We start from the raw sequence: 20,720 nt of genomic DNA on the forward strand, positions 1-20,720 counted from the left end.
TTAGAGTAGATGATTTTGGCATCCTTAAATATACGAAATATTTATATTAAAAGCGTATTACAGATATCCAAAATTCAACAAAATAAGCTTCAATAAATCCCCTGAAAACAGTGAAAAATATATTTTTTATTAAAAAAAATTCACTAAAAATTAATCCTTATAATAGATATCAATTATTTTCTGATCATTTTAAAAGCTTCCTATCTTTTTAATTTCGATTGAAACTACCTTAAAAAACACAGTCATACTTCTAGGATTTACCCAATATTTAATTCCTATTTGATTTAATTGTGACACATAATAATGAGTAACTTCCATGAACCTTAAAATTTTATCCCTTATCAATTTTTTGGTTATAAATACACCAGTAGGCATTGGCTATCCCAAAAATTTATGAGCACTTAAACACATACTATCCTCGCCATCGGAAAATTCGAAAGGAATTCGCGGTTCAAATGTGTTGTTTGTACACAGTAATTACAATCTTCCAAAGGTCTCCGGTACTATCAATTGAAAAATTTAAAAAAGAATATAATACAGAAAATACACTACCATTAAAATCCACACTCCATTTATACATTTCTATTGACTCTTCTTAATTGTAAAATATCAATCATACATAAAAAGTAACTATAGAGTTCCTTTAACTATTATTGTTCACTATTCATAATTAAAATAAAGTAAATACCAAGTGGTAGGGTAAAATTTGTGTAATGCGTATTAATTATTGAAATACAACTTAAAAACAAATCAAATGAAAACACTATTCTATTTGCCTATTACTTTTATTTCGCTCTTTTTAACTAATAAAATTAGTGCGCAAAACACCAATGCTAGTGTGCATAATGAAGCTGAGCTAGTCGGAAGTCAATCAAACAATACATTAAATACTGCCGAAATTATCCCTGGTTTTAGTCGTTCTGAAAAAAAAGTACGCTCAATTAAATTAGTGGCTAAAAATAGTAAAGTGGTTGCCAAAGAATTACCAATAACTCAACTAGGTTCTTTTGCAGAAACTCCGCTTGATATCGCTAAAAACGATCCTATAAAATTAGCATTAGATACCAGTAAGGACACAAAATTTATTCTTACCGGAAATTTAGGAGATGGCGTAAAAGATGTATTTAGTACCGAGTCTCATGATGAAGATATTTACAATGTTGATTTAAAAGTTGGTCAAACCATTAAAGTTAAAATTATCTTTAATGAACCATCCAAAAAACCTATAACTAAATTAGAGTTATTAGATAGTCGCCTATTAATACCATCATCTAATGTAATTAATCCTACAGCTCCTACCACCGGAGATCCAACTCCTATTACTATTCTTGATCCTACAGCTCCTATCTCTGGAGATCCAACGCCTATTACTATTCTTGACCCTGCAGCTCCTACCACAGCAGATCCAACTCCTATTACTATTCTTGACCCTGCAACTCCTACCACAGCAGATCCAACTCCTATTACTATTCTTGACCCCACAGCTCCTATCACTGGAGATCCAACGCCCATTACAATTATTGACCCTGTAGCTCCTATCACCGGAGATCCAACTCCAGCAGAAGTTCAAGATGAACTATCTAGTATTTTAGAGCAAGAATTGTTTGTTTTAAAGAACGGTACTTACAGTATAAAAATAGTTGATCTGAACCAATTTGTAAGATCTAAAATTATTGATATTGAATTCGTTACTAATGAAACTTTAAAAGAACTAATACGTACAGAAGGAGGAGGAGATTATACATTAGAAATTGAAATTTTTGATATTAGAGATGAAGACTTTTACGAAGTAGAATTGAAAGCAGGTGATCTTTTAGGCCTATCTGCCAGTGGTAATCTTAGAACGATATCACTAATTTCGGATACCAACGAAACCATATACAAAATACCCAACAATAATTTAGCTCAGCTTTTACCTAAATCATCCCCTTTACCAAAAAGTGGAAATAAAACATTTTATGTAACAATTAGTAAAACCGGAACCTATTTTTTAAGGTTTAACGGAATTGTTAGTGATTATGATGCAGAACTAATGGTTACCCGTTACAATTTAGAACTTAATCCGGATCAAAAACAAATTGTCTATTTAAATTTTGCTGGACATGAAACAACTTTTGGAGAATTCAAAAAAAATAAGAGAGAAGATGAAAATCCAAACAAGATAATTACCATAAAACCAATGGAAGATTTTTTAACCCAATATGGTATTGAAAAAACTACTTTTAACAGAACAAAAGTAGCTTCACAAATAACTGAGGTGGTAAGAGAAAACCTTGAAAGCTTGCTAAAATCCAATAGAAATCCTAATTCAAAATACATACTAGTAAGCAACTATGGTAGTCCCTATTTAGCAAAAAGGATACCTGCATTATTAAAACATTTTAATCTAGCGTACAGCACTTTGCATGTAGGTGGAGATATTCAAGGTATATCTGTAAGTAGAGGAATTGCGGGTAGTATCGATTTTGGAAATTTTCTTATAAATGATGATGCGATCATTGCATTTGATAGTTATACAGGTACTATTGATTTTGAAGGGGACCAACAAAGTCTACTGGGTGATAGCTTTAATTTAAATTCAATACTCTTGGCCAAAGGCACTGACTTTTTTGATCTTTTAGCTGAAGCTTTAGGTAACATTACTACTCATGAATTTGGTCATTTACTTGGTGCTCTACACACCGAACCGTTGAATAAAACCATTTCATTAATGGATAGTGGAGGTACCGGTCTTTTTCGTCGTGTAGGACTAAGCAACAAAACAGATCTATTTGATAAACATACTTCCGATGCCGATTTTGCAGATGATAATTATGACGAAAATGAAAACCTTTTTGCTAAAGATTTAATTAGTAATGTAAATGATCAACTGACCTATGCCTTGCAATTTAACCCAAAATACGGCTATGGTTATAAAAACTTAAACGAAACTAATGTTGAAGAATTGGCTTTAAAAGACCTAGAACAACGTACATTATTTGAATTAGAAAATTCCACATTAGTAAATAATGCAAGCCTAACACCTAGTTTTATTACTAACGGTAACACTGCAAATTTAGCTATTGTAGTAGCTAAAGAATCACATGTCAACATCACCATGTATGATACAAATGGGAAACTAATTAACGTTTTTTATGATGATTTACTACATGCCAATGAGCACAAAACTATTGAAATAGACACCCATAATTTAAATGTTTCTGGCAACTCAATGTATTTATTACATATTGATTATGGTTACACTAAAGAAACTTTAAAATTAATGGTGAAATAATCATCCTTTAATTTTTTAGCCATTAAACAACCCCAACCTATTTAAATTAAATAGGTTGGGGTTGTTTTTTTAAAGAATTGGCCCATTCACACATTGAATTTTTTCGTCCAAAATAACATCTTTTATAAAGGCATCAATATGTTGTTTGGTAACATTAGGCATACATATAATATGGGTAATGCCTGCTACTGTGGCTAATTGCCATTTCTTTTTCAGTTCCATTGAAACCGCCCTAAAAAACACCGTAATACCCCCAGGATTCACCCAACATTCAATTCCAATTTCATTTAATTGTTTTACACAATAATTAGTAACTTCCAAACAACCTAAATAACGATTTTTAAGGCCTTCAACACCCATTTTTTTTATAGTATACCATAAAAACAAAGGAGTATGCCCATTTCTAGAACCTGTTACCGTAGAGTCATAAGAGTCAATTACCTCCATAGGTCTTAAGGTTTTGTTTCGAATCGATTTTTTTGTAATAAATACACCAGCTGGCATTGGGGATCCCAAAAATTTGTGAGCACTTAAACAAATACTATCTATACCATCGGAAAAATCAAAAGGAATTCGGGGTTCAATAAACGCCCCATAGCTTCCCGATAAAGCGCCGTCAATATGAATATAAGTAGTTGTTACCCCACATTTTTGTATCACTTTTTTAACTTTTTCAACATTGTCCTTTGCCTCGGTCATTGTACTTCCAAAATTCAAACTAAAAATGGCTGGATAATCTTTATTTGCAGCCAATTTGATTTCCAAATCTTGATAGTCCATTTCTCCATAAAAATCAGTCGCTATCTCACTTGATTTCATATTTAGTATATCAATACTTTTGGGCACGCTATAATGTGCTGCATCGGCATAATATACTACTCCATTAGGATATAATTTTCGTGCTGTATGAAGTCCACACAAATTATTTTCGGAACCTCCATTAGTTATATACCCCCAATAATCATTAGGATCGGCATTAAAAAGTGATGCAAAAAAACCAATGACTTCCTTTTCCAAATTGGTGGTTTGTACACGGTAATTACAATCTTCGAACGGATCTCCAATATTGTTTATCGAAAATTTTAAAAAAGAATACAACTCAGAAAAATCAAAATCACTTGAAATAGGATAACCCAAAACTTTATCTCTATAATTATTTAATTGGTCATTTAAAACACGTAATTGTTGGTCGTACATTGTTAAAGTTAAGTTTTCCATAAGGATAAGTTTTAAGTTTCTTAAATTTAACCTAGAATAGAATATTATTTTGTTTATATAGCTAATTCAAAAAATAAAACTATTTAAACATCTTAAAGCAACTATATATTTTGATTTAAAATAATCTCAAACGATTTCAAAGAATAAAACAATGGATTCAATTGACTTAAAAATTATAACAGCCTTAAAAAAAAATGCGAAACAGAACACAAAAGAGATCGCTAATCAAGTTGGCCTATCCGTTTCGCCTACTTTTCAGCGCATAAAAAAGCTAGAAAAACAGAAAATTATAAGAGGATATGTTGCAATAGTTGATCAAAAAAAGTTAGGCAATGGTATTATTGCTTTTTGTCAAATTAGTATAGCCAAACATTCCAAAAAAACAATTGATCGCTTTAAAGCCGAAATTGATAAAATTAATGAGGTCTTAGAATGCAATCATGTTTCGGGTAATTTCGATTTTTTACTTAAAATAGCCGTTACCGACATGGATCATTATCATAAAATTGTTGTTGAAAAAATAACCTTAATTGCAGGCGTTTCAAATATTAAAAGCAATTTTATTATTGAAAAAAGTAAAAATGAATACCTGAAATAAAAAAGGCTCGATTCTTTATTGAATCGAGCCTTTGTATATAAAATAAACTATGTATTAGTTGTTCAAAGCTTCTGCTCCACCAACAATTTCTAAGATTTCGTTAGTAATTGCTGCTTGACGCGCTTTGTTGTATGATAATTTAAGCGAATCTCTTAATTCTGTTGCGTTATCTGTTGCCTTATGCATTGCTGTCATACGAGCTCCATGTTCAGACGCTACAGAGTCTCTTAATGCCTTAAAAAACTGAACTTTTAATGACTTAGGTATTAATTGCTCAACAATTTCTTCTTTTGATGGCTCAAAAACATAATCAGCCACACTTGCATCTTCTCCTTCAATTTCTTGAATGGGTAAAAACTGCTCTCTTGCCACATTTTGTGTTGCTGCATTTACAAATTGATTGTATACTAAAACAATTTTATCATAAGTTCCTGCAACAAATATATCCATCAAATTTTGAGAAATCACCGTAACATTATCAAATGTTAACTCATCAAAAATAGCATTGTTGTTTTCAATTACCGAAAACTCTTTTGAAAGGATATCATTGGCTTTTTTACCAATAGTTAGCACATCAACTTTTTTACCTGCGTAAGTTTCGTTAATTAGCCCCTTAGTCGCCTTAACAATATTAGAATTAAATGCACCTGCTAAACCTCTGTTTGATGAAATTGCTACAAGTAATACATTCTCAACCTCACGTTGCTCACTGTAAGGACTTCCTTGTTCTCCTTCTAACGAAGCACTTAAGCTTTGTAGTAATTCGGTTAACTTTTCCGAATAAGGACGCATCGCTTGTATCGCATCTTGTGCTTTACTCAACTTAGCAGCCGATACCATTTTCATGGCACTGGTAATTTGCATCGTTGACGATACTGACTTTATTCTATTTCTAAGTTCTTTTAAATTTGCCATTTTTATTTTAAGTACTGAGTATTGAGATATCAGCATACAGACTTCACAACACTTATCGATTTTAAAAAATACATAGTATTAAAAATCTAAATTCTTAATACTATGTACTCAATACTATTTATGCGAATTTCTTCGAAATCTCTTTAGCTGACTCAACTAACACATCAATTACTTCATCAGTTAATTTTCCTTTTTTCAAAGTATCTAATGAGTCTCTGTGCTTAGCGTTTAAGTATTCAATGTAATCTTGCTCGAATTCTTTTACTTTTTCAACAGGAACATCCCTTAATAAGTTTTTAGAACCTGCATAAACAATAGCAATTTGATCTTCTACTGTATAAGGATCATTTTGCGCTTGTTTCAAAATTTCAACGTTACGCTTTCCTTTTTCAATTACATTTAATGTAGCTGCATCAAGGTCCGAACCAAATTTAGCAAAAGCTTCTAATTCACGGAACTGAGCTTGATCAAGCTTTAATGTACCCGCTACCTTTTTCATTGATTTAATTTGAGCTGATCCTCCCACACGAGATACCGAAATACCTACGTTAATTGCTGGACGTACACCCGAGTTAAATAAATCTGAAGTTAAGAATATTTGCCCATCGGTAATCGAAATTACGTTTGTTGGAATATATGCCGAAACATCACCTGCTTGTGTTTCAATAATTGGTAAAGCAGTAAGTGACCCTCCGCCTTTTACTTTTCCTTTTAATGAATCTGGTAAGTCATTCATGTTTGCAGCAATAGCATCATCATTAATTACCTTAGCAGAACGCTCTAATAAACGAGAGTGTAAGTAAAAAACATCACCTGGATACGCCTCACGTCCTGGTGGACGACGTAATAACAAAGATACCTCACGGTAAGCTACGGCTTGCTTTGATAAATCATCAAATACAATTAAAGCTGGTCTACCAGTATCACGGAAATATTCCCCAATTGCTGCACCAGCAAACGGAGCATATACTTGCATTGGAGCAGGATCGGATGCATTAGCAGCAACAATAGTTGTATACGCTAAAGCTCCTTTATCTTCTAATACTTTTGCAATATTTGCAACCGTAGACGCTTTCTGTCCGATAGCAACATATATACAATATACAGGCTCACCTGCATCGTAAAATTCTTTTTGATTCAGAATGGTATCAATACAAACTGTTGTTTTACCAGTTTGACGGTCACCAATAACCAATTCACGTTGTCCACGACCTACGGGTACCATGGCGTCAATTGATTTAATTCCTGTTTGTAATGGTTCAGTTACCGGCTGACGAAAAACTACTCCAGGCGCTTTACGCTCTAAAGGCATTTCAAAAGTTTCCCCTTCGATAGGTCCTTTTCCATCAATTGGATTTCCTAAGGTATCAACTACACGTCCAACGATACCTTCACCAACATTAATTGATGCAATACGCTCTGTTCGTTTAACCGTATCTCCTTCTTTCACTCCTGTAGAAGGCCCTAATAATACTACACCAACGTTGTCTACCTCAAGGTTTAATACGATTCCTTCTAGTCCGCTATCAAAAGCAACTAATTCCCCGTATTGCGCGTTAGACAAACCGTATACACGAGCAATACCATCACCCACTTGTAATACGGTACCTACTTCATTAAGTGAAGCCGTAGCTTCGAAGCTTGATAATTGTTGCTTTAAAATTGCTGATACTTCAGCAGGATTTACTTCAGCCATTACTAATTTGTTTTAAACTTTCATTTCCACGAAGGTGGAAATCTTTTATTATTAATTTCCCTTTTTCAAGGAAAAAAATTAATCCTATTTATTGAGATTTCCGCAAATGCGGAAATGAATTTAATCTTATTATAATTTACTCAACGTAAGAGGTATCATTAAAAGACCTCTTTAAACCAGCCAACTGACCAGCTACACTTGCATTATATTCTAAATCACCTATACGTAGCACAAAACCACCAATAATTGTTTCGTCTACAATACTTTCAAGTGCCGCATCTTTCCCTGTTAACTCTTTTACTTTAGCTAAAGTTTCTTTTTCTAAAGCTTCAGTTAATGGGACAGCTGTAGTTACTACTGCAACTTGCGATCCTTTATCTTGCTCATATAAAGCAATAAAGCTAAGCGCTACATCTGCCAATTTTTGAACACGCTTATTATCTATTAAAACATCAAATAAACCCTGTGTTATAGTGTTTGATTTTGCAAATACTGCTTTTAAAGCAGATTTTTTAATTTCAGGTTTAACCAATGGGCTTTCTAACATATCGCGTAAGTCCTTACTTTCGGCAACAGTTTCTTTAATGGTTTGCATATCTGCAAATACAGCATCAGAAACATTTTGTTGTTTTGCTAGGTCTAAAATCGCTTTTGCGTATCGTACGGCTGCTCTACTCATGCTAAAATTAGTTTAAAGTTACCTCTTTAAGTAAAGAAGATACCAATTCTAATTGTTTATTTTTATCAGCTAATTCGTTTTTAACTACTTTTTCAGCAATTTCTACCGATATACCTGCTACTTGATTCTTTAAATCTGCTACTGCAGCTTTCTTTTCTGCCTTAATAGCTTCTTGTGCTTGTTTGATTACTTTATCAGCTTCAGCTTGTGCTTCTTCTTTTGCCGATGCAATCATAGATGCTTTTAATTCACGTGCTTCTTTTAACATTCCATCACGTTCAGCACGCGCTTCATTTAAAATACGTTCGTTATCTGCTTGTAAATTTTGCAATTCCTTTTTTGCATTTTCGGCTGCATCCAAAGCACTTTGGATACCATCTTCACGGTCATTAAGACTGTCTAAAATTGGCTTCCATGCAAATTTTCTCATTAATAAAATTAATATTAATAAGATTACCGCTTGCATTACAAACAAGCCTGGTGAAAAGTCATTTAATAAATTCATATTCTAAAAAAATAAAACTTATAATTTTGTTCAATTACTTTAAAACATTTTCCTGTAACCAACCGTTACAGGAAATATGTTTGTTCTTTTGGGTTACGCTCCTAAGATTAATGCACCGAATGCAAGACCTTCTAAAAGTGCTCCAATAATAATCATTGCAGTTTGGATTTTACCAGCTGCTTCAGGTTGGCGTGCGATAGCTTCCATTGCTGAACCACCGATTTTACCTAATCCTAATCCACCTCCGATTACGATTAATCCTGCTCCTACTAAATTTGGAATAGTCATACTAAAATAATTTATAAATAATTAAACAAATTCTTGATTCTAAACTACTGCGTTATCTTCTGCTCCGTGTCCATCTGCATCATGTGCATGATCGTGATCATGTTCCTCTACTGCCATACCAATGAACAATGACGATAACATAGTAAAAATAAATGCTTGTAAAAACGCTACTAACAATTCAATTAATGAAATGAATAATGTTAATAAAGTGGATACTCCAAAACCACCTGCAACACCAAGCGTTTCTCTAGCCGTATATGCTACAGCAATTAATCCCATTACTACAGCATGACCTGCAGTAATATTGGCAAACAAACGTATTAATAACGAGAAAGGCTTTGTGAACATTCCTAAAATCTCAATAGGCATTAATACTATTTTCATTGGAACTGGTACTCCCGGCATCCAAAAAATATGCTTCCAATAATCTTTATTTGCTGTAAATGTAGTAATCAGAAAAGTAAAAATTGCCAAACATACTGTTACTGCAATATTCCCTGTTACGTTAAACCCTAGTGGGGTTAATCCTAATAAGTTTAGAATCCAGATAAAAAAGAATACCGTTAAAAGGAATCCCATATATTTTCTGTATTTCTTTTCTCCTATATTTGGACGTGCAATTTCATCACGCACATAAATTACTAAAGGCTCTAATACTCTAGAAAAACCAGTTGGTATTGGCCCTTTTTTATAGCCTTTTGCCAAACTACTAAAGCCTAAAAGCATTAGTAAACCAGCAATTAACATACCTAACACACTTTTGGTAATTGAAAAATCCCATACTTTGTGTGCGTTAGTTGCATGGTGTTTATCATCAAACTGCACAGCACTTGCATTGGCATCTAATTCGTATATTTTACTGTGAATTTTAGCAAATTTAGCTCCTTTTTTACTCACTAAAACATGACCGTCATCATTGTGATGAAATTCAGAAGACATGAAAGTTACTAAACCTTTACTCGACCAAACAATTACAGGTAATGAAAAACCTATATGTTTACGCTCTCCATGACTATCGGTGTATGAAAACAAAGAGAAATCATGAGAATCTGCTAAGTGATGCTCTTTATAGGCATCAATTTTCGACTTGGTATCGATAAGATTACTACCTGAACCCGTTGAACTATGATGTCCATGTCCATCATTATGCTGAGCGGATGGGGCATTGTTTTCAACATTTGAAAACATTCCTGTGCTTACTAAAGAAAAAACAAGTGTAAACAAACACTTACTAAGTTGTTGTGCAATCATATACTTAATGCTAATACAATATGAGCTCTAAATTTGGCTGCAAAATTACATTTTTAATTGATAATTCACACTAAGAATGCGTTTTTTTTCGAATAAGTTAATTTTTTGCGTTTTTTATGAGAATAATTCTTTGAGAAAAGAACCACTAATGAGAATTACTAATTTTTTTTATGTTCGCTACCACACTACAGTTTTTCACAAAATTATGTTAAGTCGCTTTATTTAAAAAAAAACGATGGTCTATTCGCTAAACTATCTTGGATGAATATGATCTATTTTACAAACTATCCTTAACTATACCGCAGCATAAAACCCCAAAAATAATTGCCTTGGTTATCATTTTTTTTTAAATAAACCATTATGGACTGAAAGTACCATAGCTTCGGTTATGACTAAAAGTCACTATCTTTTTAAACATCCATTTTTGCGCTTAGCAATTAGCAATAAAAATTTGATAAATATATAAAAAGCTAACTACCAAGAGCTCTTTGTACTATTTTTAGAAGCTGAAAGCGAGATACACTAAAGTGTATAGTTTTAACTATTTTTGAGACCAATAAATAAGATTTGACATTCAAATTTAGGATGTATAATATCCCTTAATTTTTGTCTGAAGGTGTATTTTTAGTTGGCGTTATGTTAATCACTGGTATAATTTTAACCAAAAGAAACACTAAGTAGATAAGGTAAAAAGCTAATAACACATATTTGATTTTAGGTTCAGCTTTAATTTCTACACTATAGGCATTAATTAAAATGGCTAAAAAAATCATTTTTAATAGCAAAAAACCTAAAACACCAAAACCCACTACCGAAAAAAAGTGTTTTGCCACAAATTGAGTCACTAAAAAAATAACTATTGAAAAACCGCCTAATAATAAATGCTGTAAGGCCACGGGAACATTATTTGAAAGCCCCATGTAAGGAAGCAATACAAAATTATGAATAACAAATAATACTACAGTTAGTATTACAAAATGAATAACTCCTTTTGATATTTCCACTTTAAAATGTGCTATATGGTTTGCTTATTTTTGAACTGACTAACTTCAAAAATCTAAAGATTTTTTATGCTCAAGCAAATTTACTTAGAAAATTTGATTACTTGAACAATGACTCCAACTACGGCTATAAAAACTGCACCTAAGGTAACCCAAGTTTCATAAAATGGTTCTGTAAAATTGTTTTTAACGTCCAGCCAGATACCTAACTGAGAACCTCCATAAATAAGTGCCCCCATCTGAAGTCCAATACCGGTGAATACCGCAAAATTTTTAAGCGGACTTTTCGCCATTTGATTTTTTGTTCAATGACTTTACATGGCCTTTCATAGAACATGATGCATTGAATGTTGCTCCTGGTTCCACGGAAAGTTTTCCGATGATAACTTCTCCTTCAATATATGCAGTTGACTTCAACGAAAGTGTTTCTGTGATATTTAATTTTCCTGAAAATTTACCTTCAAAATCAGCATTTGTACATTCCAGTGTACCGTTAATACTTCCTGTACGTCCTACGACTACACGTCCTTCTGTTTTAACATTACCCTCAATTGTTCCTTCGATTCTAAAACCTCCTTTGGATATAACATCACCAATGATCTTTGTTCCTTCCGAAATTTTATTTTGATTTTTAGAGTAATCTATGGTCTCTTTTGATTTTTTATTATCTGAAAACATGACTTGGGGTGTATTTCAATTAATTAGTATATAGAATCTTTTACTTTTAAATAATCGCTGTATTTTTTTTGCGATTGTATCACTCGATAATTATCTGTGGTAACAAACAATCCATCACGATCAACTTCAACTCCCCCATCTTCGGTATCCCTTAAAATACTATTCATTGCACGTGCTTGGCGTTTTCCCTTTAAACCATGTACAACAACAAAAATGGTATCTTTTGAATAAAAATCTACAGAAGTTTTCAAGTAATTAAAATTACGATTTTTAATTAGAGTATCCAACTCTGTTTTAAAATTCAATGCATTTTCATTCTGTAATTGCTGATAATCATACACTAATTTATATCTTTTTATTCCCGAAGTATCTTGTGTAAATGTTAAATTCTCAAGATATGGCACAGTACTTTCTATTAATGTTTGTGCTTTTTGACCTTCTTCTGCCTGTGGGTATGTAATGGCTAAATAATTTAAAAGCTCCCTCATTTTTGAAGCTCCATGGATTTTACCTAAGGTTAGTGCTTTTAATAGTTGAAATTTGGCAACCACTGGATCGCCATCATACTGTGTTATTCGTTTTTCTAACTTGTCCAGCACACTGTAATATTCTTGCTTTTCATAAAGCTTGTATATTTTTGTGTATATATCTTCGGGCGTAGACCCATCCGTTTCTGCCTTTTTAAAAGGATCTTTTACTATAGCCGCATATCGTGATTTGGGATGGTTCTTTAAAATATCCTGACGCATTTGCTCTTCCCTAAACGTATTGCCATTTGCTTGATAAATTTTATACAAATTATATTTTGATGGCATTATGTAACGCTCCTCTGGATTATTGGCTAATAAGGCTTCAAATTTATCAACGGCCTTGTCATAAGCTTTTAATTGCTCTTTGTATACCGTTCCTAAGTTAAAATAGGCTTCGTTAATTGAAAGTCCCAAACTATCGAGCACTTTTTTGTCTGTTGGAATTTTATCGGCATATTGAATAGGATCAAAAATTGGATCCTTTTCAATATCATAATCATCATCAATTTCCTCAATGGCTTCGGCAGCTTGAGCGAATTGATTTAAACTTGAAATTTTCCAATTATCAACTAGTTCTCTTTTTCCAAAAATATCCTCGAACTGCAATTTCCCATTGGCTAATGTAATGGGGTTATAAAAATAAAATTTTTGTTCTTCCGTTGAATTTGCAACTCTGGAGCGTGCTGCTATGGTCGGATTGTTTTGTAATGAGCGTGCCTTTAATGATTTCTGGCGCTTTAATTCTCCTTTTTTTATTTCGCGTAAGCTATCGGTGTATTTTTTATAATAACTTAATTGTTCCTCTCGCGGTAATGCTGCTATTTTTAAAATACTATCATTGGTACGCACTATACCCTCGTATAAAATAACGTCATCCAAATTATCACGTTTCTTTTTAATTACACGGTATCGCTTGCTGTTTTCATCCAATAATGTAAGGGTACTATCCATATAATTCCCCGCTATTTCAAACAAACCTTTATCAAACTTCATACGTCCTAAAGTTTCATAATTTAGTGAGCGTAAGTAATTATCTTGGGTTCCTGTTGCTAAGGATTTTTTGTAATATTCTTCGGCTATATCCAAGGAGTCTGCTCCAAAAAAGTAAATGGCTTTTTCGTAATATATTTTATCTAAAAATGGTCGATTTTCCCAGTTTTTCTCAAGTTTGGTTAAAATATTTAAAAAGGCCACTTGATCATCAGATTCGATTTCTAAGTTTCTGGCTTTAGCCAAATACGCATTAATTAAATATTCTCTGGGTACTCTTCGATTGAGTTTAATTATTTTGTCAAATTCAAAATTAGCACTATCACGTTCACGCACTCTGTTGTATAGTTGACCTAAAATGTATCGGTAACGCCCTTTTTCTTCATTAATTTTGGTGTTTTCGGAAGCCACTTTCATAGGAGCAATTGCACTATCCTTATGCTTCAAATTAACATAGGCTTGAGCCAGCATGGCAGAAGCGTCGGCCAATTCCTGATCGGTCATTTCTATTTTTTCACTATACAAAAGTCTTTTTAAACTCCGTATAGCTCCTTCGTTATTATCCAAACGAATATGTGTTTTTGCCTTCCAAACGCGAGCATTATTAATGCTATTACAGGTTGGATATTTGTATAAAATATAGTTAAAGGCTTCAAGGGCTTGAATAAATCGCTGATTAAAATAGCGCGCTTTTCCCAAAAGCATAAAAGCTTCGTCAATTTGCGAATTACGTTCCCTATCCTTAATATTCATGGAATGTTTTTGAATGGCCTTAGCTGCTTTTTCTTCGGCACGATCAAAAGATGGATTGGATACCTCACTCTGAAGCGCTACTTCTTCTCTAATTTCCAAACGCTCAATAGGTAGCTGCTTCCAATAATTATCCTGATAAGATTCCACTAAAGCATTTTTCCCTTCAATAAAAGAAACATCACCATTGTAAAGGGTATTGTATTTTGTGGTAAGGGCATGCCAATTTCGGTTAATAAATTTGTCCTTTTTCCTAGAACAACTTATTACTAGCAAAATAACTAAACCGACAAGCAATAAATGAGATGGATGCTGTTTTTTCAATCTAAAAAATTTAATACTTAAATAACTAAAATAGGCATCATTTAGTATGTAATTAAAGGCGCAAAATACGTCTAAAACATAAAATTACGTTAGTTTTTTAAAAAAAGACACCAAATTATATCATAAAATTAAAAATAAGCACTTGATTTTATGGTTCGATTAATGGCATAGATTATTGCTTTTACTATTTTTGCACCACCAAATTTTCTCTCGATTAATTTCTTGAGCGATTAAAAACAACATATGTCACAATTTGTAACACTTACAATTAAAAAGGTAATTCAAGAAACACCATCAGCTGTTTCTTTGGTTTTTGAAGTTCCTGCTAAAATTAGAAGTGATTTTCATTTTATTCCTGGTCAATTTATTACACTTAAAGCTAAAGTAAATGGTCAAGAAGTTCGAAGAGCTTACTCACTAAGTAGCAGCCCCAATGATCCTGATATAAAAGTGAGTGTTAAAAAAATTGCCGACGGTACGTTTTCTATTTATGCCAATGAAAATCTAAAAGCTGGAGATCAACTTGAGGTAATGGTTCCTGAAGGGAAATTTAAATTGCAACCTCAGCCCAATAAAAATTTAAATTATATGGCTTTTGCAGCCGGAAGTGGTATCACTCCAATCATGTCTATGATTAAAACGGTACTTACTGAAGAGCGTAATAGCAAATTTGTATTAATTTATGGAAATAAGTCCTCAACCGAGACTATGTTTTTTAAAGAATTATTACAATTACAATCTATTTACCCTAATCGTTTATTTTTAGAATTTATATATAGCCGCGAAAATACAGATGGCGCACGCTTTGGACGTATTGATAAAAGCACCGTTAATTTTGCCGTAAAAAATAAGTTTAAAGACATTTCATTTAATGATTTTTACCTTTGTGGACCTGAAGCTATGATTACTACCGTTAAGGAAGTATTGGCCGAAAATAATGTATCAAATGAAGCTATTCACTTTGAACTTTTTACGGCCACTGAAACTGCTAAAGCTACCAATTCTGGTGAAACAATTATTCATGTAGTGTTGGATGATGAGCAAGCACAGATTAAGGCAGATAAATCAATAACATTATTAGACAATGTATTGAAAGCTGATATGGATGCTCCCTATTCCTGTAAAGGAGGGGTATGCTGCTCTTGTATTTGCCGTGTTGTAGAAGGAGAAGCTAATATGCCTGTCAATAATTTGTTAACTGATGCTGAAGTTGCTGAAGGTTTAGTACTTGCTTGTCAAGCCTATGCTATAAGTGATAGCGTTAAAATTGATTTTGATGATGCTTAAACGCTGAAAGTTTTTTAGTGTGCACCTAATAAATTAGTCCACTTAAATAAATATGTCTTTAAAATAGACATTTACAAGCAATTATTTTGCTAATTAAACGTTGGACTATTTCATATTAATTTCCCCCGAAATATTGAATAAATCTATTTATGATCAAAGCCATTATCATAGCTATTTTATGGAGCTTATCTCCTTTTGGAGAAGCTAAAGTTGGCATTCCTTATGGTATGCTTAACAATGTGAATATTTACATTGTTTTTGCCGTATGCTTTATAGCTAATGTATTAGTGTTTCCTATAATGATGTTTTTTTTAGAACATATTAATAGACATCTTTTAAAATGGACTCCCTATAAAAAATCGGCACTTTTTGTTGCTCGTAGAGCCAAAACAGGTTCTGGTGCGCAAATAAAAAAATACGGTTTTTGGGGACTTATCCTATTTGTTATGATTCCTTTACCCGGAACTGGAGTTTATGCTGGTAGTATTGCTTCGTATATTTTTAAAATTGAGAAAAAGAAAGCTTTTTTGGGTAATGTTATCGGTATTTTCTTTTCTTCAGTAATTGTATGGGCAGCTACTTTGGCATCCATGCAGGGCTTGGGGTAAAACAAGTCCTAACAATAAATTAACTTGTTAAAAACCATAATGATTACCCCCTATTATTCCTTAAATAAAAAGCATAGCTTTTCCAAAGCACATAGGCACTAATGCAACAAATTACTATAGCCCACATCCAATAAAAACCAAATAAATTAGTGGCTATAACTTGTGTGTCCGAAGTCATGGTTTGTCCAAATCGCTCAAAAGTACCTGTAAACAGATAGTTTAATTGCAAATAGGTACTAAAAGTACATTGGATGCCTAAAAACAACAACACCCATTTTGCTATTGCTTTGTTTTTCAAAGAAGATAATAACGTTAATACCGCAGCAATTAATGATAATACTGTGGCCCCTATTAAGGAGCGCACCCAAATTAATATAGAAGCCACCATGAGTACAATAAGTGCTCGTAAAATCCAAACTGACCAATTGGCCCTAGCTGCACCCATAATCAAAATAGCACCAAAAATACAAGGCCCTAAAAGTCCCCCTGCAGCCACCGAAGCTCTAGCAATTGCATACGGTATCCATCCATGGGTTGAAAGTGATGTAAAGGCTACTCCTCCTCCATTTTCATAAATCTCTAAATGGCTAAAATGACCTCCTAATGCTACGGCTGTTAATCCATGACCCATTTCGTGAAACCAAGTACCTAATAATATAAAAGGATATCGTATTGGACCTAATAATGGCGTTTGCCATATCATAAACACAACAAATGCAATAACGAAAATAGACCAGTTTCTTTGTTTGGTTGGCATTTTTTAACATCAGTTTATAAAAAAACCTCAACTAAAAAGTGAGGTTTTTATCCTGATCAAAAATAAGGTATTCTAGTTAAAATAGGCTTTATAGAATTTCCAAATTAGTATTTAATCTATTGATTATTTATTATGCGCAATTACTTGTTTGTGGAAACAGTTCAAAAAAGACCACTTTATTTTCGGAAAGAAAGTGAGATAGGTTGTTTTTACTTCCTAGCAAACTCAGCTTTTCTATAATATTTCGACGGTGCGCATCAATAGTACGTTTACTATTGCATAGTGTTTCGGCAATCTCATTAGTGGTTTTACCCATTATTATTAATTCAGATACTTTAAGCTCTTTAAATGTTAGTGATTTAAAACCTTTAACTACGGTATCTTTATCAAACAGTGAGCTTTTTTTGAATTCTTTATGGAATTCTTTACTTATGTATGGATCCTTTTTGTACATATTTAAAATACAGTCCACAATTTCTTGTTTTTTTGAATTTAAATATAAAAAACCACGCACGCCTTTGGCATAATAGGCATCGTAATCATCTTCGGTTATTGAACTGGATACTAAAACAATATTTGTTTCTTTTGAGTTTCTGTAAACGTAATCAACAATTTGATTTGCTAATTCTTTATCAATATTATCCAAATTAATAACTGAAAGATCTGGTCTGTATGAATCTAATAATTGAGTGCATTGTTTATAATCTTTATCGCTTCCAATTATAAAATCAATGCAACAATAGTTAGTTGCGATTTGTTCAAATCCTACTTGGGTCATTTCGCAATTGTCTAAATGTAAAATCTTGTAAGTCATTTTAATACTGTTTAAGGGGGTTCATATATAAAACGATTCAAGCCAAAAATACCCTACTCAAAATAGTTTTTTCATACAAAAAAATATTTTTACAATTTTTAACACTTTCATTTTTATTATCCTTTTTTTAAAACAAAATTTTTGTCTTTACTACAGTTTTGTTATGAATTTAAGGCTATTACATGGTATAAATTATTAATTATTGTAACATTGATTTTAAAATTATTAACCGATTTATTTTTTTCTAAATTCATTAAAAAAACGATAAATGAGTCTATTTTATAGACTAAAAAACGTTATAAAAAATAATATGTAAGTAAAAACAAGCATTTTATTAAACTTATAAACAATGCTTCTTTTTAATAAAAAAACACAAACAGAATAGCGTTAAAATATTTATTTTCAGATAATTATTTGTTTACACTTTATATTAATGCTTAGTATTCGAAATCATTGTAGTTAATTTCTCCAAAAAAAGAGCAAATCCTAATTTTAGGTTAAAAAAATGTCTAAAACTATGTAGGGTATTTAAAAATACGGGCTGTTGATACAATTTTATAGCAATAATACTTGAGTTTGAATTTTTAAAACGCTCCGTTTATGTACTGGTCAAAAATTAGTAGCCATACTAGTATATGAATAGCCTGTGAAAACCATAATAAAAAGGTTCCCTTTTGTTAACCTATGATATCAATAATACGCTCTAAAACTGTTTCTGGTAGTATACTCTGCATTACATTTTCATAGCCATCGGGCACTTTATTTCCGTAAATTGAAGTTGGTATTTTATCATACACTACCAAATCTGGTAATATATTATTTGCTTCGGGTTGCGCAAAAGGAGCAAAACCTGCATATGGATGTGTGACTCCCCAAATAGTAACTACGGGGATTCCATACATGGCAGCTAAATGACCATTTCCACTATCCATGGATAACATTACATCCAAGTTAGAAATTAAATCCAACTCTTGCCTTATTGTAAGTTCCCCAGCTACACAGGCAACGTGTTTAAATTTTTGAGCTGTATTTTGGAGTAATTGTGTTTCTTTTTTGCCTCCACCAAATAGCAAAATACGGTATTCGTTTTTTTTATTTAACTCATCTATTATTTGTAGCATTAAGTCATAGCTATATTCCTTACCTTCATGTTGTGCAAAAGGGGCTATTCCTATCCATTTTTTGGTATTAATTCCCGCTAGTTGATTGGTTGGCGTATCTAAACTTTCCCTAACTAATATGTCTTCTGCCGAAAGGCTAAAAGAAAAACCTAGGGATTCAAAAACATTCACATAACGTTGGTGTGTTGTTGTTAAGGCTTTAAAAACTTTATTTTTCCAACTAGTTAGTGCTTTTTTTTCATCACGCCCTTTATCAATTTGTTCAAAAGGGATCTTTGAAAATTTAAAAAATTGCTTGAGTATATTAGATCGCAGTACATTATGTAAATCTGCTACAGCATCAATACCTTCTTTTTTTAGCTCACTATATAATTTTCTTAAACCGAAAACTCCTTTATGTTCTCCGTTAAGGGCTATCACTTTAACCGATACGTTAGGTAATTGTGTAAAAAAAGGAGTAAAAAAAGCGCGAGTAAGCACTGTGACTTTTGTATTTGGATAAGCCTTTGTAAGTGCTTTTAATACGGGTACCGTCATTGCCACATCACCCATAGCAGATAAACGAATTACAAGGATGTGTGCTTTTGATGTTGACATTACTCGTTTAAAATTGACGCATTCGTATTAAAAAACAATTCCCTCATAAAGATTAACGAGGGATTGTTTTATTATTCAATTCATTTTGACTTATTCTATTTCCTAAAAACTGTAGAAGGCTATAAAAATTTGAATTTATTTCTGCCCTCTTAGTACAGGGTTCAATTCGTCATCATTATACATTTTCATTTGCTTGTATACTTTCATGAATTTATTACCGGATTCAATATCACCTAACAATTGTTCTATTGCAGTTGATAGGTCCACGCGCTGTTCTAATAAAACATCAAGTTTTGTTTGGCAAGCAGCTCGGTGCGCATCTGTGGCATCGGTACGCGTAGCCTCCTCGGTCATGTGGTATATTTTTAAAGCCAAAATAGATAGACGATCAAATGCCCATGCAGGACTTTCAGAATTTATAGTGGCATTATCTTTCACAGAAACGGCTTCGTATAAATCTAAAAAATACCCATCCAAATATTCTACCATATCAGTTCTATCCTGATTTGATGCATCAATTTGGCGCTTTAATGTTAATGCTGCCACTGGGTCAATTTGTGGATCGCGAATAATATCTTCATAATGCCATTGTACGGTATCAATCCAACATTTGCGATATAATAAGTGTGAAAATAGATCATCTTCACTTTTATAAGGGTTTTCAAAAGCTTGATCAACACTATCTAACACATGGTATTTAGCAATCACTTCCTGAAATATGGTATTCGCCGTTTTAGTAATCATATTCTTGATTCTTGTTATTACAACACAAAGATATTGTTTTTACCTATATGTTACTATTTTGATAGTTCTTCGACAACTTTTAAAAAAGTAAATAC

General features: G+C 32.5%; 19 protein-coding genes. 4 read left to right on the plus strand and 15 right to left on the minus strand.

Annotated elements, in window-relative coordinates:
* Positions 1-754 precede the first annotated feature (754 nt).
* Positions 755-3,274 carry a T9SS type A sorting domain-containing protein gene (locus KQA_RS0212755; protein WP_010181747.1) on the plus strand — a complete coding sequence of 840 codons (2,520 nt, stop codon included), beginning with the start codon at positions 755-757 and terminating at the stop codon, positions 3,272-3,274.
* A 69-nt stretch (positions 3,275-3,343) separates the two neighbouring features.
* On the opposite strand, the gene KQA_RS0212760 is transcribed toward KQA_RS0212755, so the two are convergent.
* Positions 3,344-4,492: a histidine decarboxylase gene (locus KQA_RS0212760; RefSeq protein WP_010181748.1), complete on the minus strand. Its 1,149-nt coding sequence runs from the start codon at positions 4,490-4,492 to the stop codon at positions 3,344-3,346.
* A 151-nt stretch (positions 4,493-4,643) separates the two neighbouring features.
* Between KQA_RS0212760 and KQA_RS0212765 the strand changes: the two genes are divergently transcribed.
* Positions 4,644-5,090, plus strand: a complete 447-nt coding sequence (locus KQA_RS0212765) for an Lrp/AsnC family transcriptional regulator (protein ID WP_010181750.1) — start codon at positions 4,644-4,646, stop codon at positions 5,088-5,090.
* 54 nt (positions 5,091-5,144) lie between these two features.
* Here the strand turns inward: KQA_RS0212765 and atpG are convergent, their stop codons facing one another.
* From atpG to porW, 10 genes are all read right to left on the minus strand, one after another.
* A complete protein-coding gene (gene atpG, locus KQA_RS0212770; protein ID WP_010181752.1) occupies positions 5,145-6,005 on the minus strand; it encodes an ATP synthase F1 subunit gamma in 861 nt (286 codons plus the stop codon).
* A 118-nt stretch (positions 6,006-6,123) separates the two neighbouring features.
* Complete coding sequence (gene atpA, locus KQA_RS0212775) at positions 6,124-7,701, minus strand: F0F1 ATP synthase subunit alpha (protein ID WP_010181754.1); 1,578 nt, start codon at positions 7,699-7,701, stop codon at positions 6,124-6,126.
* A 136-nt stretch (positions 7,702-7,837) separates the two neighbouring features.
* Positions 7,838-8,380: an ATP synthase F1 subunit delta gene (gene atpH / locus KQA_RS0212780; RefSeq protein WP_010181756.1), complete on the minus strand. Its 543-nt coding sequence runs from the start codon at positions 8,378-8,380 to the stop codon at positions 7,838-7,840.
* A 7-nt stretch (positions 8,381-8,387) separates the two neighbouring features.
* Entirely contained in the window at positions 8,388-8,885 is a 498-nt protein-coding gene (locus KQA_RS0212785; protein WP_010181758.1) for a F0F1 ATP synthase subunit B, read from the minus strand.
* A gap of 93 nt (positions 8,886-8,978) precedes the next feature.
* Positions 8,979-9,173 carry an ATP synthase subunit C gene (locus tag KQA_RS0212790; protein ID WP_010181760.1) on the minus strand — a complete coding sequence of 65 codons (195 nt, stop codon included), beginning with the start codon at positions 9,171-9,173 and terminating at the stop codon, positions 8,979-8,981.
* Positions 9,174-9,212: 39 nt separating this feature from the next.
* Positions 9,213-10,424, minus strand: a complete 1,212-nt coding sequence (gene atpB / locus KQA_RS18970) for a F0F1 ATP synthase subunit A (RefSeq protein ID WP_010181762.1) — start codon at positions 10,422-10,424, stop codon at positions 9,213-9,215.
* Between the two features lie 599 nt (positions 10,425-11,023).
* Positions 11,024-11,428 (minus strand): hypothetical protein, encoded by a 405-nt coding sequence (locus tag KQA_RS0212800; RefSeq protein ID WP_010181763.1) that lies wholly within the window; start codon positions 11,426-11,428, stop codon positions 11,024-11,026.
* A gap of 80 nt (positions 11,429-11,508) precedes the next feature.
* Entirely contained in the window at positions 11,509-11,718 is a 210-nt protein-coding gene (locus KQA_RS0212805) for an AtpZ/AtpI family protein (protein ID WP_010181765.1), read from the minus strand.
* Positions 11,699-12,103 (minus strand): bactofilin family protein, encoded by a 405-nt coding sequence (locus KQA_RS0212810; RefSeq protein ID WP_010181768.1) that lies wholly within the window; start codon positions 12,101-12,103, stop codon positions 11,699-11,701. The genes KQA_RS0212805 and KQA_RS0212810 overlap by 20 nt, the downstream gene beginning before the upstream one ends.
* A 23-nt stretch (positions 12,104-12,126) precedes the next feature.
* Entirely contained in the window at positions 12,127-14,697 is a 2,571-nt protein-coding gene (gene porW, locus KQA_RS0212815; RefSeq protein WP_029209590.1) for a type IX secretion system periplasmic lipoprotein PorW/SprE, read from the minus strand.
* 243 nt (positions 14,698-14,940) lie between these two features.
* Here porW and KQA_RS0212820 point away from each other — a divergent pair, with 243 nt between their 5' ends.
* Positions 14,941-15,984 (plus strand): ferredoxin--NADP reductase, encoded by a 1,044-nt coding sequence (locus KQA_RS0212820; protein ID WP_010181771.1) that lies wholly within the window; start codon positions 14,941-14,943, stop codon positions 15,982-15,984.
* A gap of 149 nt (positions 15,985-16,133) precedes the next feature.
* Entirely contained in the window at positions 16,134-16,592 is a 459-nt protein-coding gene (locus KQA_RS0212825) for a COG2426 family protein (protein ID WP_010181772.1), read from the plus strand.
* 43 nt (positions 16,593-16,635) lie between these two features.
* Here the strand turns inward: KQA_RS0212825 and KQA_RS0212830 are convergent, their stop codons facing one another.
* The 4 genes from KQA_RS0212830 to KQA_RS0212845 all read right to left on the minus strand — a co-directional run bounded on the left by KQA_RS0212830 (position 16,636) and on the right by KQA_RS0212845 (position 20,625).
* Positions 16,636-17,349 (minus strand): M50 family metallopeptidase, encoded by a 714-nt coding sequence (locus tag KQA_RS0212830; RefSeq protein WP_010181773.1) that lies wholly within the window; start codon positions 17,347-17,349, stop codon positions 16,636-16,638.
* Positions 17,350-17,479: 130 nt separating this feature from the next.
* On the minus strand, positions 17,480-18,163 hold the full coding sequence (locus tag KQA_RS0212835; protein WP_010181775.1) for a response regulator transcription factor: 684 nt from the start codon (positions 18,161-18,163) through the stop codon (positions 17,480-17,482).
* 677 nt (positions 18,164-18,840) lie between these two features.
* Complete coding sequence (locus KQA_RS0212840) at positions 18,841-19,881, minus strand: glycosyltransferase family 9 protein (RefSeq protein WP_010181777.1); 1,041 nt, start codon at positions 19,879-19,881, stop codon at positions 18,841-18,843.
* Positions 19,882-20,016: 135 nt separating this feature from the next.
* Positions 20,017-20,625: a DUF4254 domain-containing protein gene (locus tag KQA_RS0212845; RefSeq protein WP_010181779.1), complete on the minus strand. Its 609-nt coding sequence runs from the start codon at positions 20,623-20,625 to the stop codon at positions 20,017-20,019.
* Between the last annotated feature and the right edge of the window lie 95 nt (positions 20,626-20,720).

The sequence above is a fragment of the Aquimarina agarilytica ZC1 genome (genome assembly GCF_000255455.1).
Lineage (GTDB): Bacteria > Bacteroidota > Bacteroidia > Flavobacteriales > Flavobacteriaceae > Aquimarina > Aquimarina agarilytica.